This is a genomic window from Streptosporangium sp. NPDC051022 (assembly GCF_040683035.1).
In the GTDB taxonomy this organism is placed as follows: Bacteria; Actinomycetota; Actinomycetes; order Streptosporangiales; family Streptosporangiaceae; genus Streptosporangium.
This window is the reverse complement of the sequence record NZ_JBFBCF010000004.1, coordinates 153260-175231: the sequence shown is the minus strand read 5'-3', so window position 1 is coordinate 175231 and position 21972 is coordinate 153260. Positions and strand designations below refer to the sequence as shown.

The window sequence follows — 21972 nt, the reverse complement described above, 5'->3', positions numbered from 1 at the left end:
GATGCTCCTCAGGTCAGCGCCAGTGGCGGGTCAAGGACAGGCTGCGGTGCGCACCGGCACCACGGATGTTGAGGCGGGGCGAACACGCCACCAGGGAACGGCTGGCCGAGCCTCGTCGGGCCCGCGTCCTCGTTGCCCCGGCAGATGGGGCAGACCCGCTCGTCGTAGGCGGTGTCCCACTCGATCCACTCCAGGCCCGCGTCCCGGTAGCGATCCAGTGAGGCGGCCGATACGACACGGGCGATCTCGGTGGTCGCGATCATCTCGGCGCGATCCGGCCGCCGAAGCAGTCCGCGGATCCGGTCGGCGAGGTCAGCGGCCGGCCAACCCTCGGCGACCGCGTCGGCGAGCAGCGCGGCCAGGTCGTTCATCCGCGTCGTGGCGATCGAGCGGATGGTGTCGATCCCGTCGCGGTCGAGCAGGTCCTGCAGACCCCGATGGCCGGAGTACAGGCGGGCGGCGGCCTCAGGGTCGCCCGGCGTCCACGCCCCCCAGTCCACGGGGCTGCTGACCGCCTCGGCCCGCTGGAGCGCGGCCTGGGCGGCGACGGTACCGATGTGCCAGGCCTCCGTCCACAGACGGCGCAGGAAGCGCCCTAGGGCCTTCACGAGCCGCCCGACGATGCCGAGGCTATCCAGCCACCGGCGGGCGGCCTTGAGCGCGCCGCGGGCCTGCAGCCAGGCCGCGGCGAGTTGGTCGGCGTCGACCGCCTCGCCGAGCGCCTGGGCGATCAGCGGGGCGTAGTGCGCGGCCAGGGCCTCGTCACGCTCCCACCCCGCCCACGCCTGCGCTTTTGGGCCAGGGCCCGCCGCCTTCCACGTCACCCGGTCGTCGTCGGCCAGGTCGGGCGCCAGGGAGAGCACGACGTCGCGCGGCGCCTCGAACTCGAACGTCCGGCCCGGCTCGACGCGCTTGCGAGCCCAGCGGCGGAACTTCGCGACCTCGCCGGCCGCCTCGCCGTCCTGCTTCTTGTCCTCGCGACCGCCCTGGTCAGTCCCCGGTTTCTGCCCGAACGGGCCGCCCGGTTGTCCCCCCTCGCGGGCCATCCGCTCGGCCGCCAGACGTCCCGCCTCCTGCGTCGCCAGGGCGCCCTCCAGGAAGACCAGGCCCGTCCCGGTGTGCAGGGCGGGCTTATCGGCCTCTGGGAGGGCGTAGCGGGGCAGGCCTTGCCGGTCGCGGTCCTCGTTGAGGGTCATGCGGCCCGACTTCACCCGTGCCTCGCTGATCTTGTCCGCGACCTCCTCGTCCTGGTCTTCCAGGCCAAGGAAGCGGAACTCCAGCTCGGGCGGCATCGCGAGGTGACGGCGCGAGATACCGGTCAGCAGCGCCTCCAGCCAGCGCGCGGTCGGCAGTACGGACTGGCGGTGCTGGACGGCCTCCTGGCCCTCGCTCCACCCGCTCGAGCCGAGGCCCTTGGCCTCAGAGAAGCCCAGCTCGGGGAGCGTCACTCCGAAGTGCGACGCGACCAGCTTGATGATGTGCAGGTCGTAGTCCGGCTTGTAGCGCTCGTTGCGGTCACCGCCCAAGATCGGCTCGACGCCGGGCGGCAGCATCCGGAACCGCGCCCGGTTGGTGCTGACGTCGTCGTTGTACGACCGCTCGTACTCCCGCAGCTGGGTGGCGCTCCACTGTGCGTTCTCCGGGACCTTTAGGAAGGACTCCTCCTGCACGCCCGGGGTGTACTCATCCCGCATCCAGCCGAGCCGCTTGAGGTACAGGTCCAGGTCCACCAGGGCCTGCTCGACCGGGCTGTAGCCGTACGGCGTCCAGGTGCGCACGTTGTACCGCCGGTAGACGAGCTGGTCGGCGGGGAAGCCTGGCACTTCGCCGTCCTCGTCCCCGTCTGCCATCCACTCCCCACGCGGGAACCCGTGGATCACCTGCTGGAACGCCGGGTACGGCGGAAGAGGCCGGCCACCCCGTTCGTCGAGCAACGGCTTGATGGTGGACCCGTCGAGCAGTTCCACGGAGTACAGGTCGCCGCCGTATGTCAGCCGCGGGTAGATGGCCACCGCGTCCAGCACCAGGTGCTCCTCCAGCAAGGAGGACAGCCAGTCGGCGAGCTCCAGCCCGTTGCCCGGGTCGGGGCAACTCCAGAACGTCACGAGGCGGTCGATCTGCGAGCCCAGGCGCTCGCGCAGCGTCTTCTCGGCGTCGGCCCGGCTGGTGCCGTCGGCCTGGGCGCCCTCGATGGCGCCCTGGCTGATGGTGATGTCCCACCCGAGGTCGGTGATGCCGCGCTTCCTCACCTGGATGCACTGGCGGATCAGCGGGGCGTCGGCCGCACTCCGGAGCGTTGCCCACGGGACCAGGCGCTGGCCGCCGGTCTGCAGGTTCCACGAGACCGGGTAATCCCACAGCCGAGGCTCCGGTCGGCCGGTGTCCGGCCGTGGGGCGTTGATCGCCGCAGGGATCAGCGGTGTTCCGGGCCCGAACGGCGTCTGGAACCACTCCTCTGGCCGGGCGAGCGGTGCGGCCGTACGGCTGGCGCCCTGCTGCACAAGGGCGGCGACCTGCTCGGGCGTGAACGTCACGACACGGCCCTGCAGCGCCCCAGACGGAGCCTTGGTGATCTGGGCGTTCTTGCGCCGACGACGACCCACTACGCCCTCCTCATCAGGTGTTCCATGTACTCGGTGGCCGCATCGGTCGGCACGAAGTAGGCCAGCAGCAGGGCGTCAGCGTTGTCCGGGGACCGGCCGAGGCGCTCGATGATGTCCTCCTTCGGCTCCACCTTGATGCGGCCCTTCGGGTCCAGCTCCCACTGCGGCTCGAGGAGCTGGGCGACGGTCGCGTCGGCGTTGTCCATGGTCGACAGGTCCCACTCGCGCGCCTCGGACAGCTCTCGGCCGATGCACCACCAGATCTCGGCGCGCAGGTTCAGGAACCGGGTCTGATCGCGTGGGGCCGAGCTGACGTTCACGCCGTAGATCCGCGCCGAGTGCAGGCCCCGGGCAGCCATGTTGCGCAGCTCGCCGACGACGCCGAACCCGACCCCGTTCGAGTCGACCTTGACGCTGGTGGCGCCGGTCTCCCGGATCGCCTGCAGCACCATCGGCGCGATCCGCTCGGGCCGGTCGGTGTGCTCGCGCCACTCCCGGCCGGCGACCGGGCCGCGGCGCTCGCGGACCACGGTCTCGTCTCCACCGCCGCCGACGTCGACCCCGAGCTCGACCGGGCATAGCTCGGAGGCGGCGTAAGGCGTCTCCAGGTCCAGGCGGCACGCGGCCACATCGGACGTGCGGACGACCTGCCACTGCGAATCCTCCGAGAACTCCCCGAGGACCTTGCTGCGGTACAGCGGGTTGTCCTCGCCCCACTCGGCGCGTTTCTCCTCGACCCACTCGCGGGACACCAGCGCCTTGGCGACCGGCTCGGGCACCGGCTCCCCGGTGAGGTTCGGCGAGTCGAAGGCCGAGATGCCGATCACGTGCCAGCCACTGCCCGGCGTGCACACCCGCTTGAAGTGGCTCGCCGGGTTGTCCGGGTTGCCGATCGCCACGATCCGGCACTCCGGGCCAGTGGCCAGCGCATCAGCCGCGATCCACAGCTGCTCGGGAATCCCGCACGCCTCGTCGATCACCACCAAGACGAACTCAGCGTGGATGCCCTGGAACGCCGACTCGTCGTGATCAGCAGGCTTGCGGCCGTACCCCACCAGCTCGTCGTCGATCAGCCATTCGGTCTGGTTGACCCGGCCTGGCAGGGCTGCAGCCTTGTGCAGGCGGCGGATGTAGCGCCACAGGATCGCTCGCACCTGGGGGAATGTCGGGGCGGTGCTCACAACGAACGCGCTGCCGGGCGGGTGGGTGTCCAGCCACCAGGCCGCGATCAGACTCGCGGTGTGGGACTTGCCGACGCCGTGCCCGGAGCGCACCGCGACCCGGCGGTGGTCGCGGACCGCCTCGAGGATCTCCTGCTGCTTGGACCAGACGACCTGGCGCAGGCGTCGGCGAACCCAGCCGATCGGGTTGTGCTGGTACCTCGCGGTCCGGGCCGCGACCCGCTTCCGGTCGACCGCGGACTTCAGCAGCCGGTGTGCGGCACGCAGACGGCGCGTGTCCCCGGCGCGCACGAGCTCGTCGATGCTGGCCTGGATCGCCTCGACGTCAGACGTCGTCGTCGAGCTCTTCGGGGTCTTCGTCGTCGAGGTCGTCATCGTCGTCCTCGCCCATCAGCGCGCCGATCAGGCTCTTGAGGTCCTCACCCAGGTTCTGGGCGTCGATGCTGACCCGTTGCGGGGAGTCCAGGCCGAGCAGTCGGGCCCGGCGCTCCTGGACCTTCAGAAGCCGGTCCACGGCGGCCAGGACCGGGCCGTCGTCAACGAGCGGCGCACCCTCCCACAGGACGACGGCGCCCTTGTCCACCACGTAGTGCGTGGCCTCCAGCACGGCCAGGGCGGAGCGGTGCAGCTCGTCGAGCCGCATCAGCTCCATCTGCCGCACCTCATCGGCCGGCTCGCGCACGGTGGCAGCCAGAGCGCGCTGGACGGCCTCGTAGGCGGAGGACTTGCTGGACATGCCGAGGTCGACGGCGATCTGCTCGTAGGTGAGGCCACGAGCGCGGAGGCGGCAGGCTTCGGCGTCGCGGGCGGCGGTGCGTCGGCTGCGGGTGTAGCGGCCGTCTCCTCCGCGGGTGCTCGGCATGGCACCTCCCGCCTACTGCGTTCGGCCGGGCGGCGGGGCATCCCTCAACGACCCGCCGCCCTTCACCCGATTCCCGACCCTCCGGTCCCACCCGGAAGCTGCTGGCCCGGGGTGGCCGACCCCGGACATGCGAAAGGCCCGCACTCGGCGGGCCTTCTGCGATCAGCTGAGCACAGGATGGCGTTCGCGCAGGTCAGTGTCAAGCGGAAGCGGACACGATGTCCAGCACGTCACCGACCCGGTAGAGCGGGCGGCCGAGCTCGGTCTCCCCGCGCGCCAGGATGCGCCCACGGTGGGCCAGGCCACGCACCTTGGCCGATGTGAGGCCAGGAGTGAACCCGCTGAGGGCGCGGGCGATCTCGGCGGCGGTGCCGAGGACGTCGGCGACCTGGTCGAGCAGCCATGTCTCCCGGTCGTCGGCGTCGTGGGTGGCCTGGCAGGTGTGGCAGCGGATGGTGCGGGCGCCATGGCGGGCGTACAGGTCCGCGGTACAGTCCTCGACTCCGCAGGGTCCGGCGTACCAGGTGCCGGCCGGGCGGTCGATCGCGCGGCGGGCCTGCCGTACGGCGGCGACCAGCTCGTCGACGGCCTCCTCGACGGCGGGGTGCGCGAGGAGCGCGCGGCGCTGCCGGATGAGCCATCGGGCGAGAGCGGGCAGCGTGTCAGCCGGGGCGTGGGCGGCGGCGATCCACAGGCAGCTCGCATGCTCGCACCGTGGGCAGGCCGGGCCGGGGCGCTCCTCGTCGGCCAGGAGCACCCGCACCCAGCCGACAAGGGCGGACCGCAGCACGTCGCGGGCCTCCCGGGCGCGCTGGTCCCAGGGCAGCGCGCCGTCGTCCTGCCCGCCAGCGCCCCGCGTGCCGAGCCGGGCCTGCCGGGTCAGGGTGATGTCCAGGTGCAGGTCCAGCGACGGCACGTCGGCCAGGTCCCGCAGGAGACCGGAGGAGCAGGCCCGGCACACGGTGGCGTGGCCGGGCATGACGCGGGTGCAGTGCGGGACGGGGCAGGGCAGGGACACGGGCGCTCCGGTAGTGCTGGACGGGTCAGGCGGGCAGGAGGTCGAGGCCGGGCAGGGTGATGAGCTCGTAGCGGACGGGCCGCATCGGGTTGCGGCCGGGGGCGTGGGCGATGTCGGTCCGCGGGTGGCCGCAGGGGCAGGTGCACTGCCAGCGGCACCGGCGATCGGCGATCCACACCATCGCCAGATGTGAGGGGTGCCAGCCGGTCGCGCTCGCGGTGGGGTGCCGGTACGGCGTCGGGAACGACGCGACGGTCCGGCCTCCGCGGACCTCGATGACCGTCTCGTAATAGGCCATGGGGACGCCCATGTGGCACGTCTCGTGCACGCCGGGGCGGGGGTCGTTGAGGCACGGGCCGGACCACTCGCAGGCGCACTTCGTGTAGAAGCCGGGCACGTCGGCGTGGGTCTTGCGCATGGCGCCGGTCCAGGCGTTCTCGCGGACCCACGCGCCCTCGTCGGGCGTCACGACCGCGCCTCCTGCGCGTCCTCGGCGGCCTCGATGGCGAGGTAGTAGGCCGACAGCCGTACGCGCTCCCAGACGGCCAGGTCGATCGTCACGGTGTGGTCGTCGGTTTCGGGGTCGCAGCCCCAGGTGACGAACAGCGCGTCGCCGAGCAGACGCACGCCGGGCCAGTAGGTGCGGCCGACGTTGTCGGGCCACACCATGTGGGGCATGCCGCCGGGCAGATTGCGGCGGGGGTCGGGCAGGGTGAGCTGGTCGAGGCGCCGGCCGATGTCGGCGCCGGTCTTGGTGCGGCGGTGAGGGACGATCGCGGTGGGGATCTCACGGTCGCGCCGCCACCCGGCCGGGGGGTCGACGTCGCGCGGGTACTCGATGCCGAGGATGCGGGGCCCCTGGGTGAGCGACCGGTGGCCGGCCAGGCCCAGCTCTTCCAGGAGGGCGGAGCGCTGGCTGATGACCTTGTCCGCCTGTTCTTCAGCGGCGCGCCAGACGGTCAGGACGTCGGGGTGGGTGCTGCGGTAGACGGTCTCGGGCATGAGGGCGGGTCTCCTATCGACTGTGGGGCTCTGAGATGGCCTGGGCGGGGTCTGGGGTAGGTCGGTGGCGGAGTGGGGCTGTACGGCTGCGTCTGGCGATGCTGGAGGGCCTCCAGTGGCATCTGAGGGTCACCGTCGCCGTGCGCTCCGGCGCCTCGGGTCGAGGCGGATCACGTTCTCCGGGAGCGTGGCCGGCGGGGCGGCCTTCCGGCCCTTGCAGGTGGCGACGTGCGGCACAAACCGGTGCTCGTGGGGTGCCGGCGGCAGCGCGTCGGTGCCGTCGAGAGAGCGGGACTGCCAGGTGCGGGGCGCGATCCGGTAGCACGCCTGGTTGCCGCGCTCGTCCGGCCGTGGGTCCACGGCCATGCGCGCACCCGCCCGGGTCACGGTCCACAGGATCGGCCGGCCGCACTCGGCGCAGGCGCGGAGCTCACGCTTGGTGGGGATCATGGGTCACCTCTCGCGGGCGACGCGCTGCAGCTCGGTGCGGAGCGCCTCGAGGCGGCGCTTGCCAAGCCCGGGAAGGGCCAGCAGGTCGTCGTCCGTCTGCTGCGCGAGACGACCCAAGGTCGCGATCTCGGCGTCAGCCAACGGGTTGAGCACGTGCCAAGTCAGGCCGGTGAGTGCGCGCAGGATGCGCGTGTCGTGGGGCAGGCCGGTCTGGTCGACGAGGTCACGGATGCTGGTCATGGGGTTCTCCGTTCGGGTGTTCGGGTGGTCAGGGGTTCGGTTGGTTAGGCCGGGGCGCCCTCGTAGCGGCCCTGGGCGTAGAGGCGGCGGGCCTCGCGGATGTAGTTGCGGGGCCAGGCCTTGATGTCATCGGGGTCGCCCCAGGTCTCGCAGGCGTAGGTGCGGGCGTCCTCGGCGGCTTGCCGCTGGTTGGTGGCGTTGACCAGGAAGCGCTCCCAGCGGAGCGGGTCCTTGTAGGTGGCGACGCAGAAGCTGTAGTCGCGGCGTTCGATCTGCTCGGGGGTCATGGCTCTCCTCGGCGTGGTCAGCGGACGCGGGTGCGGGTCCTTTTGCAGGTCGTGCACTGCTGGGTGATCACGAGGCCGATGCGCTCGACCGTGACCCAGCGGTGGCGGAGGTGGATCACGCCGGGACCTCGGCGTCGACGAGGCCGCCGGGCGGGCTCCACCCGCCGTCAAGCAGATGACCGACGAGACGAGTCGCCAGGGCCTCCACCGACAGGTCGAGGCGCCAGATGGGGAAGCTGGTGGGGTTCTGCCGACGGGCGGCGGACACGGTCGCCCAGGTGTCGATGTGAATGGAGATCGTCCGGACGGCCCATCCCCGAGGGGTGTGGCCGGCCTCGTAGGCGAACACGGCGAGCGGGTCGAGGTCGCGGTCGATCCCGGAGCTGAGGTCGGGGAGGGTCCATCCGAGGTCGAGGAGCTCGCCCACGATGACGACGGCCAGTTTGGACGGGCCGATGGTGGGGCTGTTCTGGATGGCGCGGGTGATGATCGCGGCAGCTTCATTGATCACTGGGTGGCCTCTTCCTGGTCAGGGTGCTGCGCGGCCAGGGCTCGCTGGACGCGGGCGTCACGGATCACGGCGGGCGCCAGCCTCAGCGGCGGCTTCCAGCCGGGCCCGGAGATGAGCTCGGCGACCGCGCGGCGCACGAGGTCGTCCAGCAGCTGCTGCTGGACGTACGGCCGGAGCATCGCGGTCAGGCCGGAGCGGAGTTCGTCCCAGCGGGCGGCGATGTCGGGGTCGGTCGAGGCGGGGCCGAGGCGTTCACGGCGGCAGTCAGGGCACATGCGCGGGTCGGCGTGCCGGTGTGGGCAGGGCTGAGTCATGCGGTTCTCCGGGTGGCGAGGGCGGCGGCGTGGATGACGAGCTGGGCGCGCGGCGCGTCGGCGCCGAGCTCGTCGCGGGCACGGGCCATGAGGGCGGATCCGAGGTCGGGCAGCCGGGCGAGGACGTCTCGAGCGCGGTCGTACTCGGCGGGGTCCGGGCCCGGTGCGGGCAGGACGGTCAGGATCGGCGACTGGCGGAAGGAAGCAGCGGAACTCTTGGCCGAAGGCTCGCGGCGGCCCGCCCCTTCTCCTTCCACCTCAGCGCCGTACGGAGAGAACCCCGAGTCATGGCTAGGTCTATGGCTAGGTGAATGGCTAGGTGGGGTGCAGGAGTTGCCGGTGGTTCCGTTATGAGTTGCCGGTGGTTCTGCAGTGAGATGCCGGTGGTTACCAGACGGTAACCCCATGTCTGTGTCCGACTTGTGGTGATTCTGGGAGGGGGTACCACCGGCATCTCCTGCCGGTGGTACCGAGTTATCCACAGGAGAACCACCGGCAGGAGATGCCGGTGCCTTCTTCTTACGGCGGATGTGAGGCGTCGGCGGGGCCTGCTCGACACCCCCCCTCGTGATCTTCTGGCGCTTCGGATCCCACATCGCGACCCGGCTCTCCAGGTCGTCGGGATAGGTGAGCTGGTATTCGTCCGTGAGCCCGGTCGTACCGGCAGAGGAACCCTCGAACGTCCGCCAGACCAGACCAAGTTCCCGCAGGCGCCCCAGAGCGTCCCGGACGGTGCGCTCGCCCAGCTCGGTGTCCTTCATCAGCAACGCCACACCGGGCCGCACGTCGGCCCCGTTGGGGCTGGCGTAGTTCGCCGCAGTGAGCGCGACCAGCTTCACCGTGGAGCCGAGCAGGCAGCGGGCGACGATCGTCCGCCACGTCAGCGGGTCGATCGGCTCCAGCCCGTCCGGGAGCGTGCTCATGGGGTCCTTTCCTGTGTGGCGCGGTGGTTACTCGGCGGCGGCCGGGGCGGGCTGCTCCAGCCACTTGGTGGCCGCGCGTCGTACGGCCCGGCTGGCGGCTCCCTCGCGGAGGCGCTGCAGCTGGCTGGCGGACACATTGAGTTCCACCGCCACGCGCCACCACGGCATCTGCGGGGAGAACGTCTTCCGCCGGGTGTCGAGCTCGGTCCACAGCCGCTGCGGGGTGACGACGGCCGCCAGGACGGCGGCCAGCTCTTCCTCGGTCATGACAGTTGCTCTGCGGTGCACCAGCCGACACAGGCGGGGCTGGACCCGTGGCACGTCAGGCACGGCGCGCAGCGCAGGCAGATCGTCACGCGGGTGGTGCGGTGCACCTTCGGCAGATGGCCGCGCCGCAGGCAGCGGATCAGGCGTCGCATGAGATGGCCTCCAGGAGGATGTCGGCGTGGCAGGGCACGGGGCGCCCGGCGCCGTCGGTGAGTGGGCACCAGCACGCCAGGTCCTGGCCGGCCAGCTCGACATGAGCGCGGGCGACGATGTGCGGGTTCGCGGAGAGGTAGGCCCGATACAGCTCCAGCGCCCGCTCGCGCCCGCGGTCCCGCACCGGGAACGGGTTGCTGAAGGGGCTGCCCTTGAGTCCCGGGGCGGCGCGGCCGACGTAGACCGCGCCGTCCGGCACCCGGCCGTGGAAGAGGTCTCCGAAGACGCGAACGCGCTCAGCCACGGTGTTCACCGCCGTCCTGGGCGGTCGGGACGGGCGCCGCCAGGGCGACCTCCTGCAGGCGCCGGATACCGTCCGCGGAGGCGGTGCAGTGGACAGCCAGGGCGTAGGCGGGGTACACCGCAGCGAGGCGCAGCTGGTCCGTGCGGTCGGCGGACGCGATGGCGTCGATCAGGCGCTGAATGAACGGCTCGGGCTCCATGCCGCCGGTCACGCCGACGTGGTGCAGGACGTGGGCGGCGATCTTCGGGGTGATGGCGGTCGAGCTGAGCTCTCCGGCTCTGACACGGGCGACCAGCTCGGCCGCCTCGGACGGCGCCATGGTCAGCACGCCGCACGGCAGCGGGACGGGGTCGCCGTCCCCGGCGTAGATCGCGACGTGGGCGCGGTCGCCCTCCTGGCGCATGTGCGCGGTGATGGTGGTCATCGGGACTCCGTGAGGTGGTAGCGGTGGGGGCCGGTGTCGTCGCCGGTGCGGACGGCCAGGCCGTCGGAGGTGAGCGAGTAGAGGAGCTTCAGGACGCTGCCGAGCTGGAGCGTCGGGTACGCCTCCATGGCGAGCTCGCGAATCGTGATGGCGGTCGCGCCGGGCGGGGCCGCGGGAACCAGGCGGGCGATGGCGTCCCGCGTGACGGTGGCCATCACTGCGGCGCAACCTGCTCGACGGACTCCCGCGTGGGGATCAGGCCCGCCCGCTCCCATGCGATGTGGTGCTGGGCGGCCATGACCTGGGCGGCCGACGCGAACGCCTCGGCCTCCTGCGGGGTCTCGAAGATCAGATCCACGCCGAGCGCGCGGATCTCGGAGGTCGGCGCCCGGTCGGGGTGGTTGCGGACGCCGCGGAACTCCGCGGCTCCCTTGAGGTTCAGACGGCCTTCGACCGCGAACGTCGTGGGGGGCTTGGTGCGGTTGTAAGGGTTGGACTGCATGGGATCCTCCTTGGGATGGCCCCGCCGGATATCGGCCGGCGGGGCCCTCAGATGGCGAGGGCGGCGACGGTCGCGCCCAGGCCGTAGCCGTCCCGGTGGCGGTGCCGACCAGGCTCGCGGTGGTCGTCTCGGCGGTGGATCATCAGGTCCTCCGCGTGGAGACGAGGGCTGTGGCGGGCCGGGCGTCGGTGGCGTGTCCGGTGACGAGCTGCACGGCCGCGATGTGCGCGCAGCCCTCCGCCCGGCAGCTGCACGTCCACTTCTCGCGGACGTCGATCCAGAACGTGACCCGGTGGGTGGAGCGGTGGCCGACGACGTCCGCGAGGACGCGGTACGGGCGGCGAGGACCGCGCTCCCAGGAGTCGGCGACGAGCACGGTCACCGCGCCGGAGCGCAGGTACCCGAGGGCCTTCGACCGGAGGTCAGCGGGCATCGGACACCTCGACGTCCTCCGGCACCCCGGCGACCTCGTGCCAGACCCGAAGCTCCGGCTCGTCGGTGTAGGACTGGGCGGCCATGGAGCCGGTCAGCGCGGTCGCGGCGGCCAGGGCGAGGGTGGCATGCACCTGGGCGCGAGCGACGAGCGCGGCGTGCACAGCCGGGTCCATCACCGGAGTCGGGTCCTCGGGCGAGCGGACGAAGGACGCCGTGCTGAGCAGCTGCTCGGCCGCCCGGTAGTGCTCGGGCCCGTTCATCGGCCCTCACCTCCCGGCGCCTCGGCGGGCTCGCGCACCGTCGCGGCGGCGGCTCCTTCGACGAGTTCCCGGCAGGGCTCGCACATGTGGACGGTGCCGCATGCGCGGAGGGTGGTGGTGGCGCGGCGCGGGCAGCGCGCCAGGGCGCAGCGTCGGCCCTTCACGCCGCCTCACCGGCCTCGCCGAGCATCTCCGTCTTCAGCGCCTGGACCCGGCGACGGACCGCCTCGGCCTCGGGCAGGGTGATCTCGCCCGCCTTGAGGACCGCGGTGATCGCCGACCAGACCAGGGCGAGCCCTTCGACGGTCGCGGCGTCCTCGGCCTCGGCGAGCAGCTGCTGCGCAGACGGCGACAGGTTGTCCAGCTCCGGCGCCTCAGCCCCAGCTCGCATGGTCGTCATCGCGCGGGCCCGAGTGCCCTGCGGGTCGCACTTCAGGACCTCGAAGACCAGCCACTCCAGCGTCAGGTCCGGTGCGGGGACGGGCCGGTCGACACCGGGCCTCACCCCGGCGTGCACCGACCGGGCGCCGACCACGACGGGCGGCCGCTCCCTGGACAGGCGCACCCAGACCGACGAGTCGTAAGCCAGGCTCTTGTGGCCCTCGACCTTGTAGTCCTTACTGCCCTCGATCGGCCGCCCCCCGGCGTCGAGGGCGGCGACCTCCTTGCCGCGGGCGGTCATCACGACGATGCCCGGGACCGTCATGAGCAGAGTCATCAGCTGCCGGTGACGAGTGGTCGCGTCGTTCCAGAAGTTCATGCTGATGCTGATCTCGGCGTTGGGGTCCTCGGCCAGGCGCTTCTTGTTGGTCTTGGTCTCCCGGGCCCGGCCGGCCGCCCAGTCCTTGAGCAACTCCCACTCGGCGGTCATGGAGTCGATCACCAGGACCACGGGCGGTTCTCCGGCCTGGGCGGCGCGTTCGGCCTCGGCGCGGATCTCGCGAACCTGGCCGAGGATCGATGCCCAGGTGCCGTCGTGCTCGACGACGAGGTAGCGGGCGCCCTTGATGGCGCCGTACTCGTCGGCGGCGCCCTCGCCGAGGTCGATCCAGTAGGTCTGGCCGACCCGCTCGCTCGCGGAGAGCTGTGCGGCGGCCCAGGACTTGCCGGACTTCTCGGCGCCCTCGACGAGGATGAGTGGCCAGGGGGCGCGGCCGGTGGGCTGACGGGTGCGGATCATGCGCTCTCCCTGGGGATGCGGTGGTCGTCCTGCTCGCGGCGGTATTCGTCCTCGGTGGCGTCGTCGAGAGGCGGCCCCCCGCGCACGCTGGGGGTGGCGGTCGGCGCGGGCTCGTCGGCCAGCAGCGCCGTCAGCGGCACGATCGCCACGTCGGTCGGCTTTTCGTCGCCGTCGGACGCGTACAGCTCCAGGCCCTGGTCGCCGGGGAGGAAATGCCAGGCCCACTGGTCGACCTCGACACCGCCGAGGGAGGCGACCCCCATGTCCTTGGCGAAGTACTCCGCGTCGGCCTGGCCACTGCAGGCCTGGACGAAGTGCCAGCTGGTGATGGTGGGGGAGTACACCGGCCGCCCGTTGTGGGTGCCGACCTGCTCGCGGTCGCCCACCAGGACGGCCCAGGCCAGGTCGAGCGAGCTGCCGTCGGGGACCAGGAGCCCGAGCATGTTGCGAGGCATGCGCGGCGTGATCGGGGAGTCGCTCACGCCGTCACCGCCGTGCTCGTCGGCGTCTCGCCGCGTAGGAGGGCCTTGATGTCGGCCTCGCGGTAGCGGCGGTGGCCGCCCGGCGTGCGGATGGACGCGATCTTGCCTGTCTTCGCCCAGCGGGTAACGGTCTTGGGATCCACCCTGAAGAGGTGGGCGACCTCGGCCGGGGTGAGGACCGGCTCGGCCTGATAGGTGGTCATGGTCATCGGGGTCCTTTCGGGGGAGGGTTATGCGGTGCGGGGCGGTCGGGGCTGTTCCTGGCGGCGCATGTAGGCGAGCACCGAGGTCGAGGGGATGCGCGACTTCGACTGGCGGGCGCCAGCCCTGGCGATGTCGCTGACGGTCAGTTCGCCGTCAGCCATGAGCCGCCGCACGTGCGACTCGGAGCAGCCCATACGCTGGGCCGCCTCCTTGGGCTTGAGCAGCGTTTCCACGGTCTCTCCGTTGTTGTCTGATCCAGCAGACAAAAACGGGTAGAAGAGTGCGCCCCGGCTGACGCTGAGAGCGTCCTCGATCGCGTGGGCGGTGGCCTCTCCGGTGGAGGTGCGGGCGCCGGAGTAGAGGTAGCCAATCAGCGACTTGGATCGGCCGGTCAGCGCGGCGAGGCGCACGGTGTCGTATTCCGCCGCCCGCATCGCCCGCCGAAGGTCGGCGATACTGTGGAGGATCATCGTGGGTCGTCGTGCCATGATGTGGCGCTCCTTTGTTGTCTGGGCACGCAGACACTTTAAGCGTCATGTCGTCTGGGTGTCCAGCGATTCGGTATGTGGCTCACGAGAGAGCCTGTGCTGGCCTCATATTGTTGTCTGACTGCTGGATGTACTACATAGGCAGCAACACCGCTGGTGTCTGCGCAGGACGCCAGTCGGGCGAGGGCGACAAAGAGAGGCGACGCGATGCCGCCGTACCCACAGCCAGGGGCTTCCGAGACCCTGGCGGACTACGTGTCGACGTACCTGGCCGGTCGACCCGGCCGCGGCGGAGGGCATGAATCCTTCCGCCAGTTGGAGTTGCGCTGCCATGACCCGCAGGGGGGTGGCAAGCTCCGACGGCAGTGGCTGATCGACCTAACCCACGACCACATCGGCCGGCCGGAGGAGTGGCGGCTGCGTGCTCTGGCTGCGGGAATGGCTCGCGGGGAGGCCGAAGACGGCACCGACGAGTATGAGGAGGCGTACCGCCGCCACTTGGGCGCTATCCGTCGGCTGGCCGCGCAGAGGTGGCCGGGGCTCGAAGGGGAAGCGGCTCGCGTTCAACTCGAGGGCGGCGATGTGATCGTGATTCCGGCGCCGGCGGGTCTCGACGAGGAGGGGCGGAAGCTGGTCGCTGAGATGGCGGCCGACATGGCGCGTCGTCTGGCAAGTAAAGGTAAATAGTCACTTGTTAGACATACTCTGCTCACTTGGCTGCGGCTGTGGCAGACAACATGTTGTGAGGCGAGTGGAATGGGGCACTCAGCTCAACCCACAACGTCGTGGTGGTGAAAAATGCCCGGAAAAATCAGGTATCGCCTCTTATCACATGGGGACATGCCTGGAGGGCTACCAGTCGTAATTCATGCTCTAAAGGGCGATATCGCCCTATTCGTGAACAAGGAGCTTCTCAAGGAGCCTCTCGCCCGTGAGATCTGCCTCGCGGGCGAGGGGCTCCTCGCTGACTGTCGGTGGGTGGACGAGCCGGTCGACCAGCCTCGCTTCGACCTGCGCATTCATCGGGACCGGGGCCTTGGCGGTGCTGTGCTCCGCGTCGAGGTTGAGGGGAGAATCGTGAGTATGGCCGTGGATCCGTCCCTCATGCGGCCGTCACTCCCGTCTCTGCTGACTCAGGCTGCTCGGGAGATTGGCTGTCATTTCATTTAGTCGGAATCGCCCGTTTCCTTCACTCTTTACCTGGAGCTCCAATTGGCTCGATATCGACGTCTGCCGTCTGGTCGCTGGCAGGCCACCGTGGACCTGCCGAGTGGTCGGCGTATCACTGAGTCCCACAAGCTCAAGTCCATCGTCCAGCAGTGGGCAAAGGAGCAGGAAGCGAAGATCGCGCAGGGCCACAAGGTCAACCCTCGGGTTAGCCGGATCACCCTGTGGGAGTGGTACGAGGAATGGTGGGAAGCCCGCGTCGTGGAGCCTGAGACGCGCCGCACCGACGCGGGAAGTTTTAAGCATCACATCCTCCCGTACTGGCGTGAGTGGCGACTGGGAGACATCGGTCGCATCGATGTACAGGCATGGGTTCGGCAAATGGAGCAGAGCGGCGTGGGGCGGCATGCGATCCGTCGCGCGTACGCCCTGATGGTGTCTCTTCTCGGAGACGCAACCCTTGAGGGCCGTATCCCGGTGTCTCCATGTCAGAAGGTGGATCTCCCAGCCGCGCCACCGAAGGCACCCGCCTGGTTCACCAGGTCGCAGGTCGACGCGATCGAGGCTGAGCTGCCCGTTGGAAACGCGGCCATGACCGAGCTCATGGTCTACGCCGGCCTGCGATGGGGCGAGGCGGCCGGTCTGGCCGGCGCCGACCGTGACGACGAGAGCGGCAACCCGGTCGACTGGCTACGTGGCCGGATCCAGGTGAGAGGAACACTCAGCCAGCACGGCAGATGGAAGCAGTACCCGAAGACCAGCAGCAGCCGCCGGGAGGTCCCAGTCCCCAAGCACGTGCTCGACCAGCTGGCCGCGCTGCTCGTCGGCAGGAACCGAGATGCCTGGGTGTTTGTCACGCGATACCGCTCACGGACGAGCAGGGACTTTACGACGATCTCGGGGGCGAACTGGCGAAGGGACTGGTACAACGCGATCGACGCCGCGAACAAGAAGATCACGGCGTCGAATCGTGGCCGGCCGGAGGAAGAGCGAGTCGGGCCGGTACCGCGGCTGGACCCGCACGACTGCCGGCACACGGCGGCGAGCTGGCTCGTACAGCGGGGAGTTCCCCTGTACAACGTGCAGAAGCTTCTCGGTCACGCGTCATATACGACAACTCTGCGCTATGCGCACCTGGCTCCAGATGCGCACGACGCGGTGGAAGACGCGTGGTCCAAGATTAATGCGCACCAGATGCGCACGGATCTTGATCGCGGCTTAGCTGATCAAGGATGACCTGGGCAGACGTGTGATATTTGGCCACGTTGCGCAGCTTGACGTGCTCGTAGCCCCGGATCACGTCCGGCAGCTCGGTCAGCTCCAGGACCAGGTCCCGGGTCTCGGGGCGCAGGTGCGCCAGCGCGCGGCGCACGTCACGGGTGTACTCGCCGACCAGGTCGCGCTCGGTCCTGCGCACCCCGGCCATGCCGAACGGGTCCAGCCGGGTGCCCCGCAGCCCGCGCATGCCGTACAGCAGGCGGAAGGCGGGGTCGAACCAGGTGCCCAGGCGGATCTTGCGGTTCATGCCCATGGCGCGCAGGAGCGGCGGGTGCAGGTTGTAGGAGATCTTCGCGCCGGGGCCGAACTCGGCGGCGATCCGGGCCCGCTCGGCCGGGTCGAGGTGCAGCCTGGCGACCTCGTACTCGTCCTTGTAGGCCATCAGCCGGTGCAGGTGGCGGGCGTAGGCCTCGGTGATCGGCAGCGGCCCCTCCGAGACCTTCCGCTCCTCGGCCAGGACCGCGCGCACCGCCTCGGTGTATCGGGCGGCGTAGCGCGGGTTCTGGTAGGCGGCCAGGTCGGGCACCCGGACCGAGAGGATCCGGTGCAGCTCGGTGCCCCGGTCGGCGACGGAGTCGACCAGGCCGGTGATCTCGGGGCTCGGCGGCGGCCCGGCGGGCGCGGGGGCGCGGGTCGCCTCGGCCACCGTCTCCGCCACGGCCTCGGGGGCGGCGACGACCGCCCGGCCCCAGTGGAAGGCGGCGATCGTCCGGTCGGCCGTCCTGCCGCCGCCCTGCCGTACGGCCCGCTCGACCGCCTCCAGGCTGAGCGGGATGAGCCCGCGCTGCCAGGCCGCGCCGACCACGATCGTGTTGGCCGGCATGTGGTCGCCGAACAGGGCCTGGGCCACCTTCTCGGCGTCGAGGTAGACGTTCAGCTCGCGCATGGTGCGCGACTCCAGCGCGGCGATCGGCGAGCCGAGGTCGGTGACGTGCGTGGTGGGATCGACGACCATGGAACCGGTGGGCATCAGGCTGGTCGAGACCACGGCGACGGTCCGGTCGCGGTCGGCGGTACGCAGGTTCCTGGGGTCGGTCGCGCCGAGCAGGTCGAGCGCGAGATAGGCGTCGACCCCGCCGTTCCCGGCCCGGCCGGAGCGGTCGCCCTCGCCCTCGAAGATCAGGATGTCGGAGACCACCGTGCCGCCCTTCTGGGCCAGCCCCGTCTGGTCGAGCCCGCGGGAGCGCTTGCCGTCCAGCATCGCCGCGGTGCCGATGATCTGGGCCACCGAGACCACGCCGGTGCCGCCGATGCCGACCAGCCTGATCGTCGTCTCCCCGGTGCGGAAGGCGGGCAGCGGCATCTCCGGAGGAACCGGTACGGCCGCCCGCCTCGCCCGCGCCCCGCCGGGCACGACGGTCAGGAAGGACGGGCAGTCGCCCTCGACACAGGAGTAGTCCTTGTTGCAGGACGACTGGTGGATCTCGGTCTTGCGGCCGAACTCGGTCTCGACCGGCAGCACCGACAGGCACTCGGACTTCTGGCCGCAGTCGCCGCAGCCCTCGCACACCCGCTGGTTGATCGCCACCCGCCTGACGGGGTCGGGCAGGTCGCCCTTCTTGCGCAGCCGCCGCTTCTCGGCCGCGCACTGCTGGTCGTGGATCAGCACGGTCACGCCGGGGATCGCGGCCAGCTCGCGCTGGGCCTGGTCGAGCGCGGTGCGGTCGCGGACCTCGGCGATCCGGGCGAGCGCGACTCCCCGATAGCGCTCCGGCTCGTCGGTGGTGACGATCACCCGGCGCACGCCCTCGATCTCGAGCCAGCGGGTCAGGTCGGCCACGGCGAGGGACGGGGTGATCGTCTGGCCGCCGGTCATCGCGACGGCGCTGTTGTAGAGCAGCTTGTAGGTGATGTTGACGCCCGCGCCGACGGCGGCGCGGACGGCGAGCGAGCCGGAGTGGTGGAAGGTGCCGTCGCCCAGGTTCTGGAAGATGTGCGGGGTGTCGGTGAAGGGCGCCTGGCCGATCCACTGCGTGCCCTCGCCGCCCATCTGGGTCAGGCCCGTCAGCGTGCCCTTGCCCTCGCGGTTGAGCACGATCATCGTGTGGCAGCCGATGCCCGCGCCGACGGGGGCGTCGTCCGGCACCGCGGTCGAGCGGTTGTGCGGGCAGCCGGAGCAGAAGAACGGGGTGCGCTGCGGGCCGAGCAGTTTCAGCGGCGCGGGGCGGGAGATCACCGCCAGGCCCGCCGCGATCCGCTCGCGGGCCTCCGGCGTGACGCGCCCGCCCTCCGCCGGGCTCTCCAGACCCGCCCGGCGCAGCCGGAAGGCGACGGCCTTCGCCGCCAGGTCGGCGTCCACGCTCCCGGCCCGCGGGATCAGCGGGGCGCCGTTGTCGTCGAGCTTGCCCAGGACGCGAGGGGCGTTCGCGGTGCCGTACAGGACGTTCTTGACCAGGGTCTCCAGCAGCGGGGCCTTCTCCTCGATCACCAGGATCTCGTCGAGCCCTCGGGCGAAGGTCTTGACGATCTCCGGCTCCAGCGGCCAGAGCATACCGATCTTGAGGATGCGGACGCCGAGCAGGGCGGGGTCGACGCCCAGCCTGCGGAAGGCCTCGCGCACGTCGTAGTAGGCGGTGCCGGAGGCGACGATGCCGAGCCACGCGTCACGGGGATCCACGGTGATCCGGTTGAGGCCGTTCTCGCGGGCGTAGGCGCGGGCCAGCTCAAGACGCGGCCCGGTGAGCGTCCGCTCCATCTCCAGAGACCAGGGCGTGAGCAGGGTGGCGTCGGGCACGTGCCGGTACGGCCTGCCCTCGTACTCGACGACGGGCATGACGGGAGTCACCCGGTTCTCCCCGACATGGACCGTTCCCGTGCCGTCCACGACGTCGGCGACGGCCTTCAGCGCCACCCACAGGCCGCTGGCCCGGGAGGCGGCGATCGCGTGACGGCCCAGGTCCAGCAGTTCCTGGACGCTTCCGGGGTGAAGGATCGGCATGCCGAGGGCGGCGAGCGCGCTCTCGGTCGCGGAGGGGAGCGTGGAGGACTTGCAGTTCGGGTCGTCCCCGCACAGGGCGATCAGGCCGCCCTGGGGATGGGCGCCGACGAAGTTGCCGTGCCGCAGCGCGTCGGCCGCGCGGTCCACCCCGGGGGCCTTGCCGTACCAGACACCCAGGACGCCCGCCTTGCGCGGCCGGGGGAGGGCGGGCACGAGCTGGCTGCCCCAGACCGCGGTGGCGCCCAGCTCCTCGTTCTGGCCGGGGCGGTGCACGATGTCCAGCGGCTCCGCGTGCCGTCGCGAGCGGGCGAGCTCCAGGTCGAAGCCGCCGAGAGGGGAGCCGGGGTAGCCGGAGACCAGCGTGCCGGTCTCGAGACCGGCGGCGCGGTCGGCGCGCATCTGATCGAGGATCATCCGGACCAGAGCCTGCGTTCCGGACATGAAGACTTGGCCGTCGTCGAGGGTGTACCGGTTGTCGGGAGCCGCCTGGGGGGCCTCGGGGGAGATCGTCATGATCGTTGATCCCGTCTTCCGGTGGTATTTCAATTGCCGCAAGGTTATGTCAGGACATCCGAAATATGATGTCAACATTTATGATGATCATCGAGGTTGATAGCATTTGATGCTATGGATGCCACTGATCGAGCAATTATCGGCCTTCTCCAGGTGGAGGGCAGGCTCAGCAACCTCGAACTCGCCGAGCGAGTACGGCTGACGCCCTCGCCGTGCCTGCGCCGCGTCCGCAACCTGGAGGAGTCTGGAGTGATCAGCGGATACCGGGCGATGATCGACCCGGCGTCCGTCGGGCGCGGGTTCCAGGTTCTCGCCTACGTGGAGCTGGAGGGGCAGGACGCCGAGACCGTCACCGCCTTCGAGGCGGCGGTCATGGAGATCGAGGACGTGGTCGAGTTCCTGCGCATGTTCGGCCGCCCCGACTACGTGCTGCGGGTCGCGGTGCCCGACATGGAGGCGTACAACCAGCTCTGCCTGGAGAAGCTCGGCAGGCTGCCCGGCCTCGGCAAGTTGACCTCTCAGATCGCGATGAAGGCCCTCAAACCCGGTGGAATCCTGCCGTTGTAAGCCGTGAACGTCCGGGCCGTGCCGTTCAACGGGAGGGCGGACGCTGTGACGGTCCCCCGTTCGCCTCATGTGCCCCGCGTGCCCCCGTGCCGCTCCGTTCGCCCGGCGCCCCGGTCCTGTCCGGCGACGGCGACCCCGGCGACGGCGACGGTTTCCGGGTCGGCGTCGGCTTCGTGGTCGGTTGCGGCTTCGTGGTCGGCTTCGAGGCCGATCGTGGTTTCGCGGTCGGCTTCGTGGCCGGGGCCGGTTTCGCCGACGAGGACGCGGACGGGGACACGGAGGGGGACACGGAGGAGGAGGGCGAAGGACGCGGGGAGGAGGGCGCCGGCGGTGCCCACCGCGCCTGCTCGTCCAGCTCGATCAGGGCCTGACGGGCCCTGGGGGCGCCCTGCGGGGAGAAGTGCGGGTTGATCCGCAACGCCCTGGCCAGGTGGTCACGCGCGGTGGCCGGGTGGCCGAGGGCGCGCTCGATCTCGCCCCGGTGGTAGGCGAACAGCGCGTTGTGCCCGCCGAGCCGCTCGGCGCGGGCGGCGTATCCGGCGGCCTCGGAGTCGCGGCCGGCCCGGTGCAGCGCCCATCCCAGGGCGTCGGCCACGTCGACGCCGGTCCGGCGTCCCCACTCCGCCCTCAGCCGCCGCACGGCCGAGTCCGGGTCCCCGTGGTCGGCCTCGTAGCGCCCGATCTCCAGCGCGTCGACCGTCCCCGCGGCCCGCATCGGCCTGAGCCCGGCGGTGAAGGCCGCGTACTGCTGCGCGGCCCTCGCGGGCTGCCCGAGATACTCGTACAGCTCGCCGAACTCGACGGCGAACCCGGGATCGCGGGCCACCGCCGCGCCGTAGTCGCGGATCGCCGCGCCGGTCCACCCGAGCGCCGCCTCGGCCCTGGCCCGTCCCGCGTAGGACGGGGCGTGCCCGGGGTCCTCGGTCAGGGCCAGCCCGTAGGCGCGCAGTGCCCGCCGCGGGCGTCCCCGTCCCCACTCGAGCTCGCCGAGCCGGAAGTCGCACAACGCCAGGTCGGCGGGGGCCGAGGCCGTCAGCCGGGTCCGGCGCAGCACCTGCCCGGCCCGCCCGGTCCGGCCGCGCAGCAGCAGGTGGGCGGCCCGGCGCAGGCGGGCCTCGGCGCTGGCGCCGACGTCGGTCGGGTCGGGCGGTGCGGACGCGGGCCGCGACGTCTCCAGCCCGGTGTCGCGCAACTCCGGCCCAGTACTACGAAACGGGCCTTCCACGACGAACATGACGAACAGGGCGCCGCTGACCGCCAGGCACCCCAACAGCGGCAGGATTCCTCGCACGAGCTTGCCGTCCTTCCCGTCAGAGGCCGGAGATGGGTGGGACGGCCGGTGTCCTTTTCCGGGACACGCCCTCTGTCTCACTGAGTTTTCCCATGGCTTCCTGCCTGAGTTCACTGTTTCCGGCCGCG

29 protein-coding genes and 1 pseudogene are annotated in these 21972 nt (G+C 71.1%); 4 read left to right on the top strand and 26 right to left on the bottom strand.

The features are described 5' to 3' along the window. Positions 1-8 precede the first annotated feature (8 nt). From AB0N02_RS09980 to AB0N02_RS09865, 24 genes and pseudogenes are all read right to left on the bottom strand, one after another. Positions 9-2603 carry a phage minor head protein gene (locus AB0N02_RS09980; RefSeq protein ID WP_363944501.1) on the bottom strand — a complete coding sequence of 865 codons (2595 nt, stop codon included), beginning with the start codon at positions 2601-2603 and terminating at the stop codon, positions 9-11. After that, positions 2603-4159 (bottom strand): hypothetical protein, encoded by a 1557-nt coding sequence (locus tag AB0N02_RS09975; RefSeq protein ID WP_363944499.1) that lies wholly within the window; start codon positions 4157-4159, stop codon positions 2603-2605. The genes AB0N02_RS09980 and AB0N02_RS09975 overlap by 1 nt, the downstream gene beginning before the upstream one ends. Then, complete coding sequence (locus AB0N02_RS09970; RefSeq protein WP_363944497.1) at positions 4110-4646, bottom strand: hypothetical protein; 537 nt, start codon at positions 4644-4646, stop codon at positions 4110-4112. The genes AB0N02_RS09975 and AB0N02_RS09970 overlap by 50 nt, the downstream gene beginning before the upstream one ends. Positions 4647-4845: 199 nt before the next feature. After that, a complete protein-coding gene (locus AB0N02_RS09965; protein ID WP_363944496.1) occupies positions 4846-5664 on the bottom strand; it encodes a hypothetical protein in 819 nt (272 codons plus the stop codon). Between the two features lie 25 nt (positions 5665-5689). Next, positions 5690-6133, bottom strand: a complete 444-nt coding sequence (locus AB0N02_RS09960; RefSeq protein ID WP_363944494.1) for a DUF6248 family natural product biosynthesis protein — start codon at positions 6131-6133, stop codon at positions 5690-5692. Further along, complete coding sequence (locus AB0N02_RS09955; protein WP_363944492.1) at positions 6130-6666, bottom strand: hypothetical protein; 537 nt, start codon at positions 6664-6666, stop codon at positions 6130-6132. The genes AB0N02_RS09960 and AB0N02_RS09955 overlap by 4 nt, the downstream gene beginning before the upstream one ends. Positions 6667-6795: 129 nt before the next feature. Then, positions 6796-7116 (bottom strand): hypothetical protein, encoded by a 321-nt coding sequence (locus tag AB0N02_RS09950; RefSeq protein WP_363944490.1) that lies wholly within the window; start codon positions 7114-7116, stop codon positions 6796-6798. A 3-nt stretch (positions 7117-7119) separates the two neighbouring features. Then, positions 7120-7356, bottom strand: a complete 237-nt coding sequence (locus AB0N02_RS09945; protein ID WP_363944488.1) for a DNA-directed RNA polymerase subunit alpha C-terminal domain-containing protein — start codon at positions 7354-7356, stop codon at positions 7120-7122. Positions 7357-7400: 44 nt separating this feature from the next. Beyond that, complete coding sequence (locus AB0N02_RS09940) at positions 7401-7643, bottom strand: hypothetical protein (RefSeq protein ID WP_363944486.1); 243 nt, start codon at positions 7641-7643, stop codon at positions 7401-7403. Between the two features lie 115 nt (positions 7644-7758). Next, a complete protein-coding gene (locus tag AB0N02_RS09935) occupies positions 7759-8154 on the bottom strand; it encodes a hypothetical protein (protein WP_363944485.1) in 396 nt (131 codons plus the stop codon). Beyond that, positions 8151-8468: a hypothetical protein gene (locus tag AB0N02_RS09930; RefSeq protein ID WP_363944483.1), complete on the bottom strand. Its 318-nt coding sequence runs from the start codon at positions 8466-8468 to the stop codon at positions 8151-8153. Before AB0N02_RS09930 ends, AB0N02_RS09935 begins: the two co-directional genes overlap by 4 nt. Beyond that, positions 8465-9391 carry a hypothetical protein gene (locus AB0N02_RS09925; protein WP_363944482.1) on the bottom strand — a complete coding sequence of 309 codons (927 nt, stop codon included), beginning with the start codon at positions 9389-9391 and terminating at the stop codon, positions 8465-8467. The genes AB0N02_RS09930 and AB0N02_RS09925 overlap by 4 nt, the downstream gene beginning before the upstream one ends. 27 nt (positions 9392-9418) lie before the next feature. Next, positions 9419-9658 carry a hypothetical protein gene (locus AB0N02_RS09920; RefSeq protein ID WP_363944480.1) on the bottom strand — a complete coding sequence of 80 codons (240 nt, stop codon included), beginning with the start codon at positions 9656-9658 and terminating at the stop codon, positions 9419-9421. A 139-nt stretch (positions 9659-9797) separates the two neighbouring features. Next, a complete protein-coding gene (locus AB0N02_RS09915) occupies positions 9798-10115 on the bottom strand; it encodes a DUF4326 domain-containing protein (RefSeq protein ID WP_363944479.1) in 318 nt (105 codons plus the stop codon). Continuing rightward, positions 10108-10539, bottom strand: a complete 432-nt coding sequence (locus tag AB0N02_RS09910) for a hypothetical protein (protein ID WP_363944477.1) — start codon at positions 10537-10539, stop codon at positions 10108-10110. The genes AB0N02_RS09915 and AB0N02_RS09910 overlap by 8 nt, the downstream gene beginning before the upstream one ends. Next, positions 10536-10754, bottom strand: coding sequence for a hypothetical protein (locus AB0N02_RS09905; RefSeq protein ID WP_363944475.1), 219 nt, complete (start codon positions 10752-10754; stop codon positions 10536-10538). Before AB0N02_RS09905 ends, AB0N02_RS09910 begins: the two co-directional genes overlap by 4 nt. Beyond that, positions 10754-11041 (bottom strand): hypothetical protein, encoded by a 288-nt coding sequence (locus tag AB0N02_RS09900; protein WP_363944473.1) that lies wholly within the window; start codon positions 11039-11041, stop codon positions 10754-10756. Before AB0N02_RS09900 ends, AB0N02_RS09905 begins: the two co-directional genes overlap by 1 nt. A 142-nt stretch (positions 11042-11183) precedes the next feature. Further along, positions 11184-11474, bottom strand: a complete 291-nt coding sequence (locus AB0N02_RS09895) for a hypothetical protein (RefSeq protein ID WP_363944472.1) — start codon at positions 11472-11474, stop codon at positions 11184-11186. Continuing rightward, positions 11464-11736, bottom strand: a complete 273-nt coding sequence (locus AB0N02_RS09890) for a hypothetical protein (RefSeq protein WP_363944470.1) — start codon at positions 11734-11736, stop codon at positions 11464-11466. Before AB0N02_RS09890 ends, AB0N02_RS09895 begins: the two co-directional genes overlap by 11 nt. Continuing rightward, a complete protein-coding gene (locus AB0N02_RS09885; RefSeq protein ID WP_363944468.1) occupies positions 11733-11900 on the bottom strand; it encodes a hypothetical protein in 168 nt (55 codons plus the stop codon). Before AB0N02_RS09885 ends, AB0N02_RS09890 begins: the two co-directional genes overlap by 4 nt. Continuing rightward, entirely contained in the window at positions 11897-12916 is a 1020-nt protein-coding gene (locus AB0N02_RS09880) for an AAA family ATPase (RefSeq protein ID WP_363944467.1), read from the bottom strand. Before AB0N02_RS09880 ends, AB0N02_RS09885 begins: the two co-directional genes overlap by 4 nt. Beyond that, a complete protein-coding gene (locus AB0N02_RS09875; protein ID WP_363944466.1) occupies positions 12913-13398 on the bottom strand; it encodes a hypothetical protein in 486 nt (161 codons plus the stop codon). Before AB0N02_RS09875 ends, AB0N02_RS09880 begins: the two co-directional genes overlap by 4 nt. Before the next feature lie 35 nt (positions 13399-13433). Then, a pseudogene (locus tag AB0N02_RS09870) lies at positions 13434-13601 on the bottom strand (BldC family transcriptional regulator); the annotation flags it as partial. A gap of 27 nt (positions 13602-13628) precedes the next feature. Beyond that, positions 13629-14090 carry a helix-turn-helix domain-containing protein gene (locus AB0N02_RS09865; RefSeq protein WP_363944464.1) on the bottom strand — a complete coding sequence of 154 codons (462 nt, stop codon included), beginning with the start codon at positions 14088-14090 and terminating at the stop codon, positions 13629-13631. Positions 14091-14345: 255 nt separating this feature from the next. On the opposite strand from AB0N02_RS09865, the gene AB0N02_RS09860 reads away from it, so the two are divergent. From AB0N02_RS09860 to AB0N02_RS09850, 3 genes are all read left to right on the top strand, one after another. After that, complete coding sequence (locus tag AB0N02_RS09860; RefSeq protein ID WP_363944463.1) at positions 14346-14777, top strand: hypothetical protein; 432 nt, start codon at positions 14346-14348, stop codon at positions 14775-14777. 210 nt (positions 14778-14987) lie between these two features. Then, on the top strand, positions 14988-15260 hold the full coding sequence (locus AB0N02_RS09855) for a hypothetical protein (RefSeq protein ID WP_363944461.1): 273 nt from the start codon (positions 14988-14990) through the stop codon (positions 15258-15260). Positions 15261-15347: 87 nt separating this feature from the next. Then, positions 15348-16493, top strand: coding sequence for a tyrosine-type recombinase/integrase (locus tag AB0N02_RS09850; RefSeq protein ID WP_363944459.1), 1146 nt, complete (start codon positions 15348-15350; stop codon positions 16491-16493). Here AB0N02_RS09850 and AB0N02_RS09845 read toward each other — a convergent pair. Continuing rightward, entirely contained in the window at positions 16438-19986 is a 3549-nt protein-coding gene (locus tag AB0N02_RS09845; RefSeq protein WP_363944457.1) for an indolepyruvate ferredoxin oxidoreductase family protein, read from the bottom strand. The two genes, AB0N02_RS09850 and AB0N02_RS09845, sit on opposite strands and share 56 nt — an antisense overlap. Positions 19987-20100: 114 nt before the next feature. On the opposite strand from AB0N02_RS09845, the gene AB0N02_RS09840 reads away from it, so the two are divergent. Next, positions 20101-20553 carry an Lrp/AsnC family transcriptional regulator gene (locus AB0N02_RS09840; RefSeq protein ID WP_363944455.1) on the top strand — a complete coding sequence of 151 codons (453 nt, stop codon included), beginning with the start codon at positions 20101-20103 and terminating at the stop codon, positions 20551-20553. A 25-nt stretch (positions 20554-20578) separates the two neighbouring features. Here the strand turns inward: AB0N02_RS09840 and AB0N02_RS09835 are convergent, their stop codons facing one another. After that, positions 20579-21844 carry a tetratricopeptide repeat protein gene (locus AB0N02_RS09835; RefSeq protein ID WP_363944454.1) on the bottom strand — a complete coding sequence of 422 codons (1266 nt, stop codon included), beginning with the start codon at positions 21842-21844 and terminating at the stop codon, positions 20579-20581. Between the last annotated feature and the right edge of the window lie 128 nt (positions 21845-21972).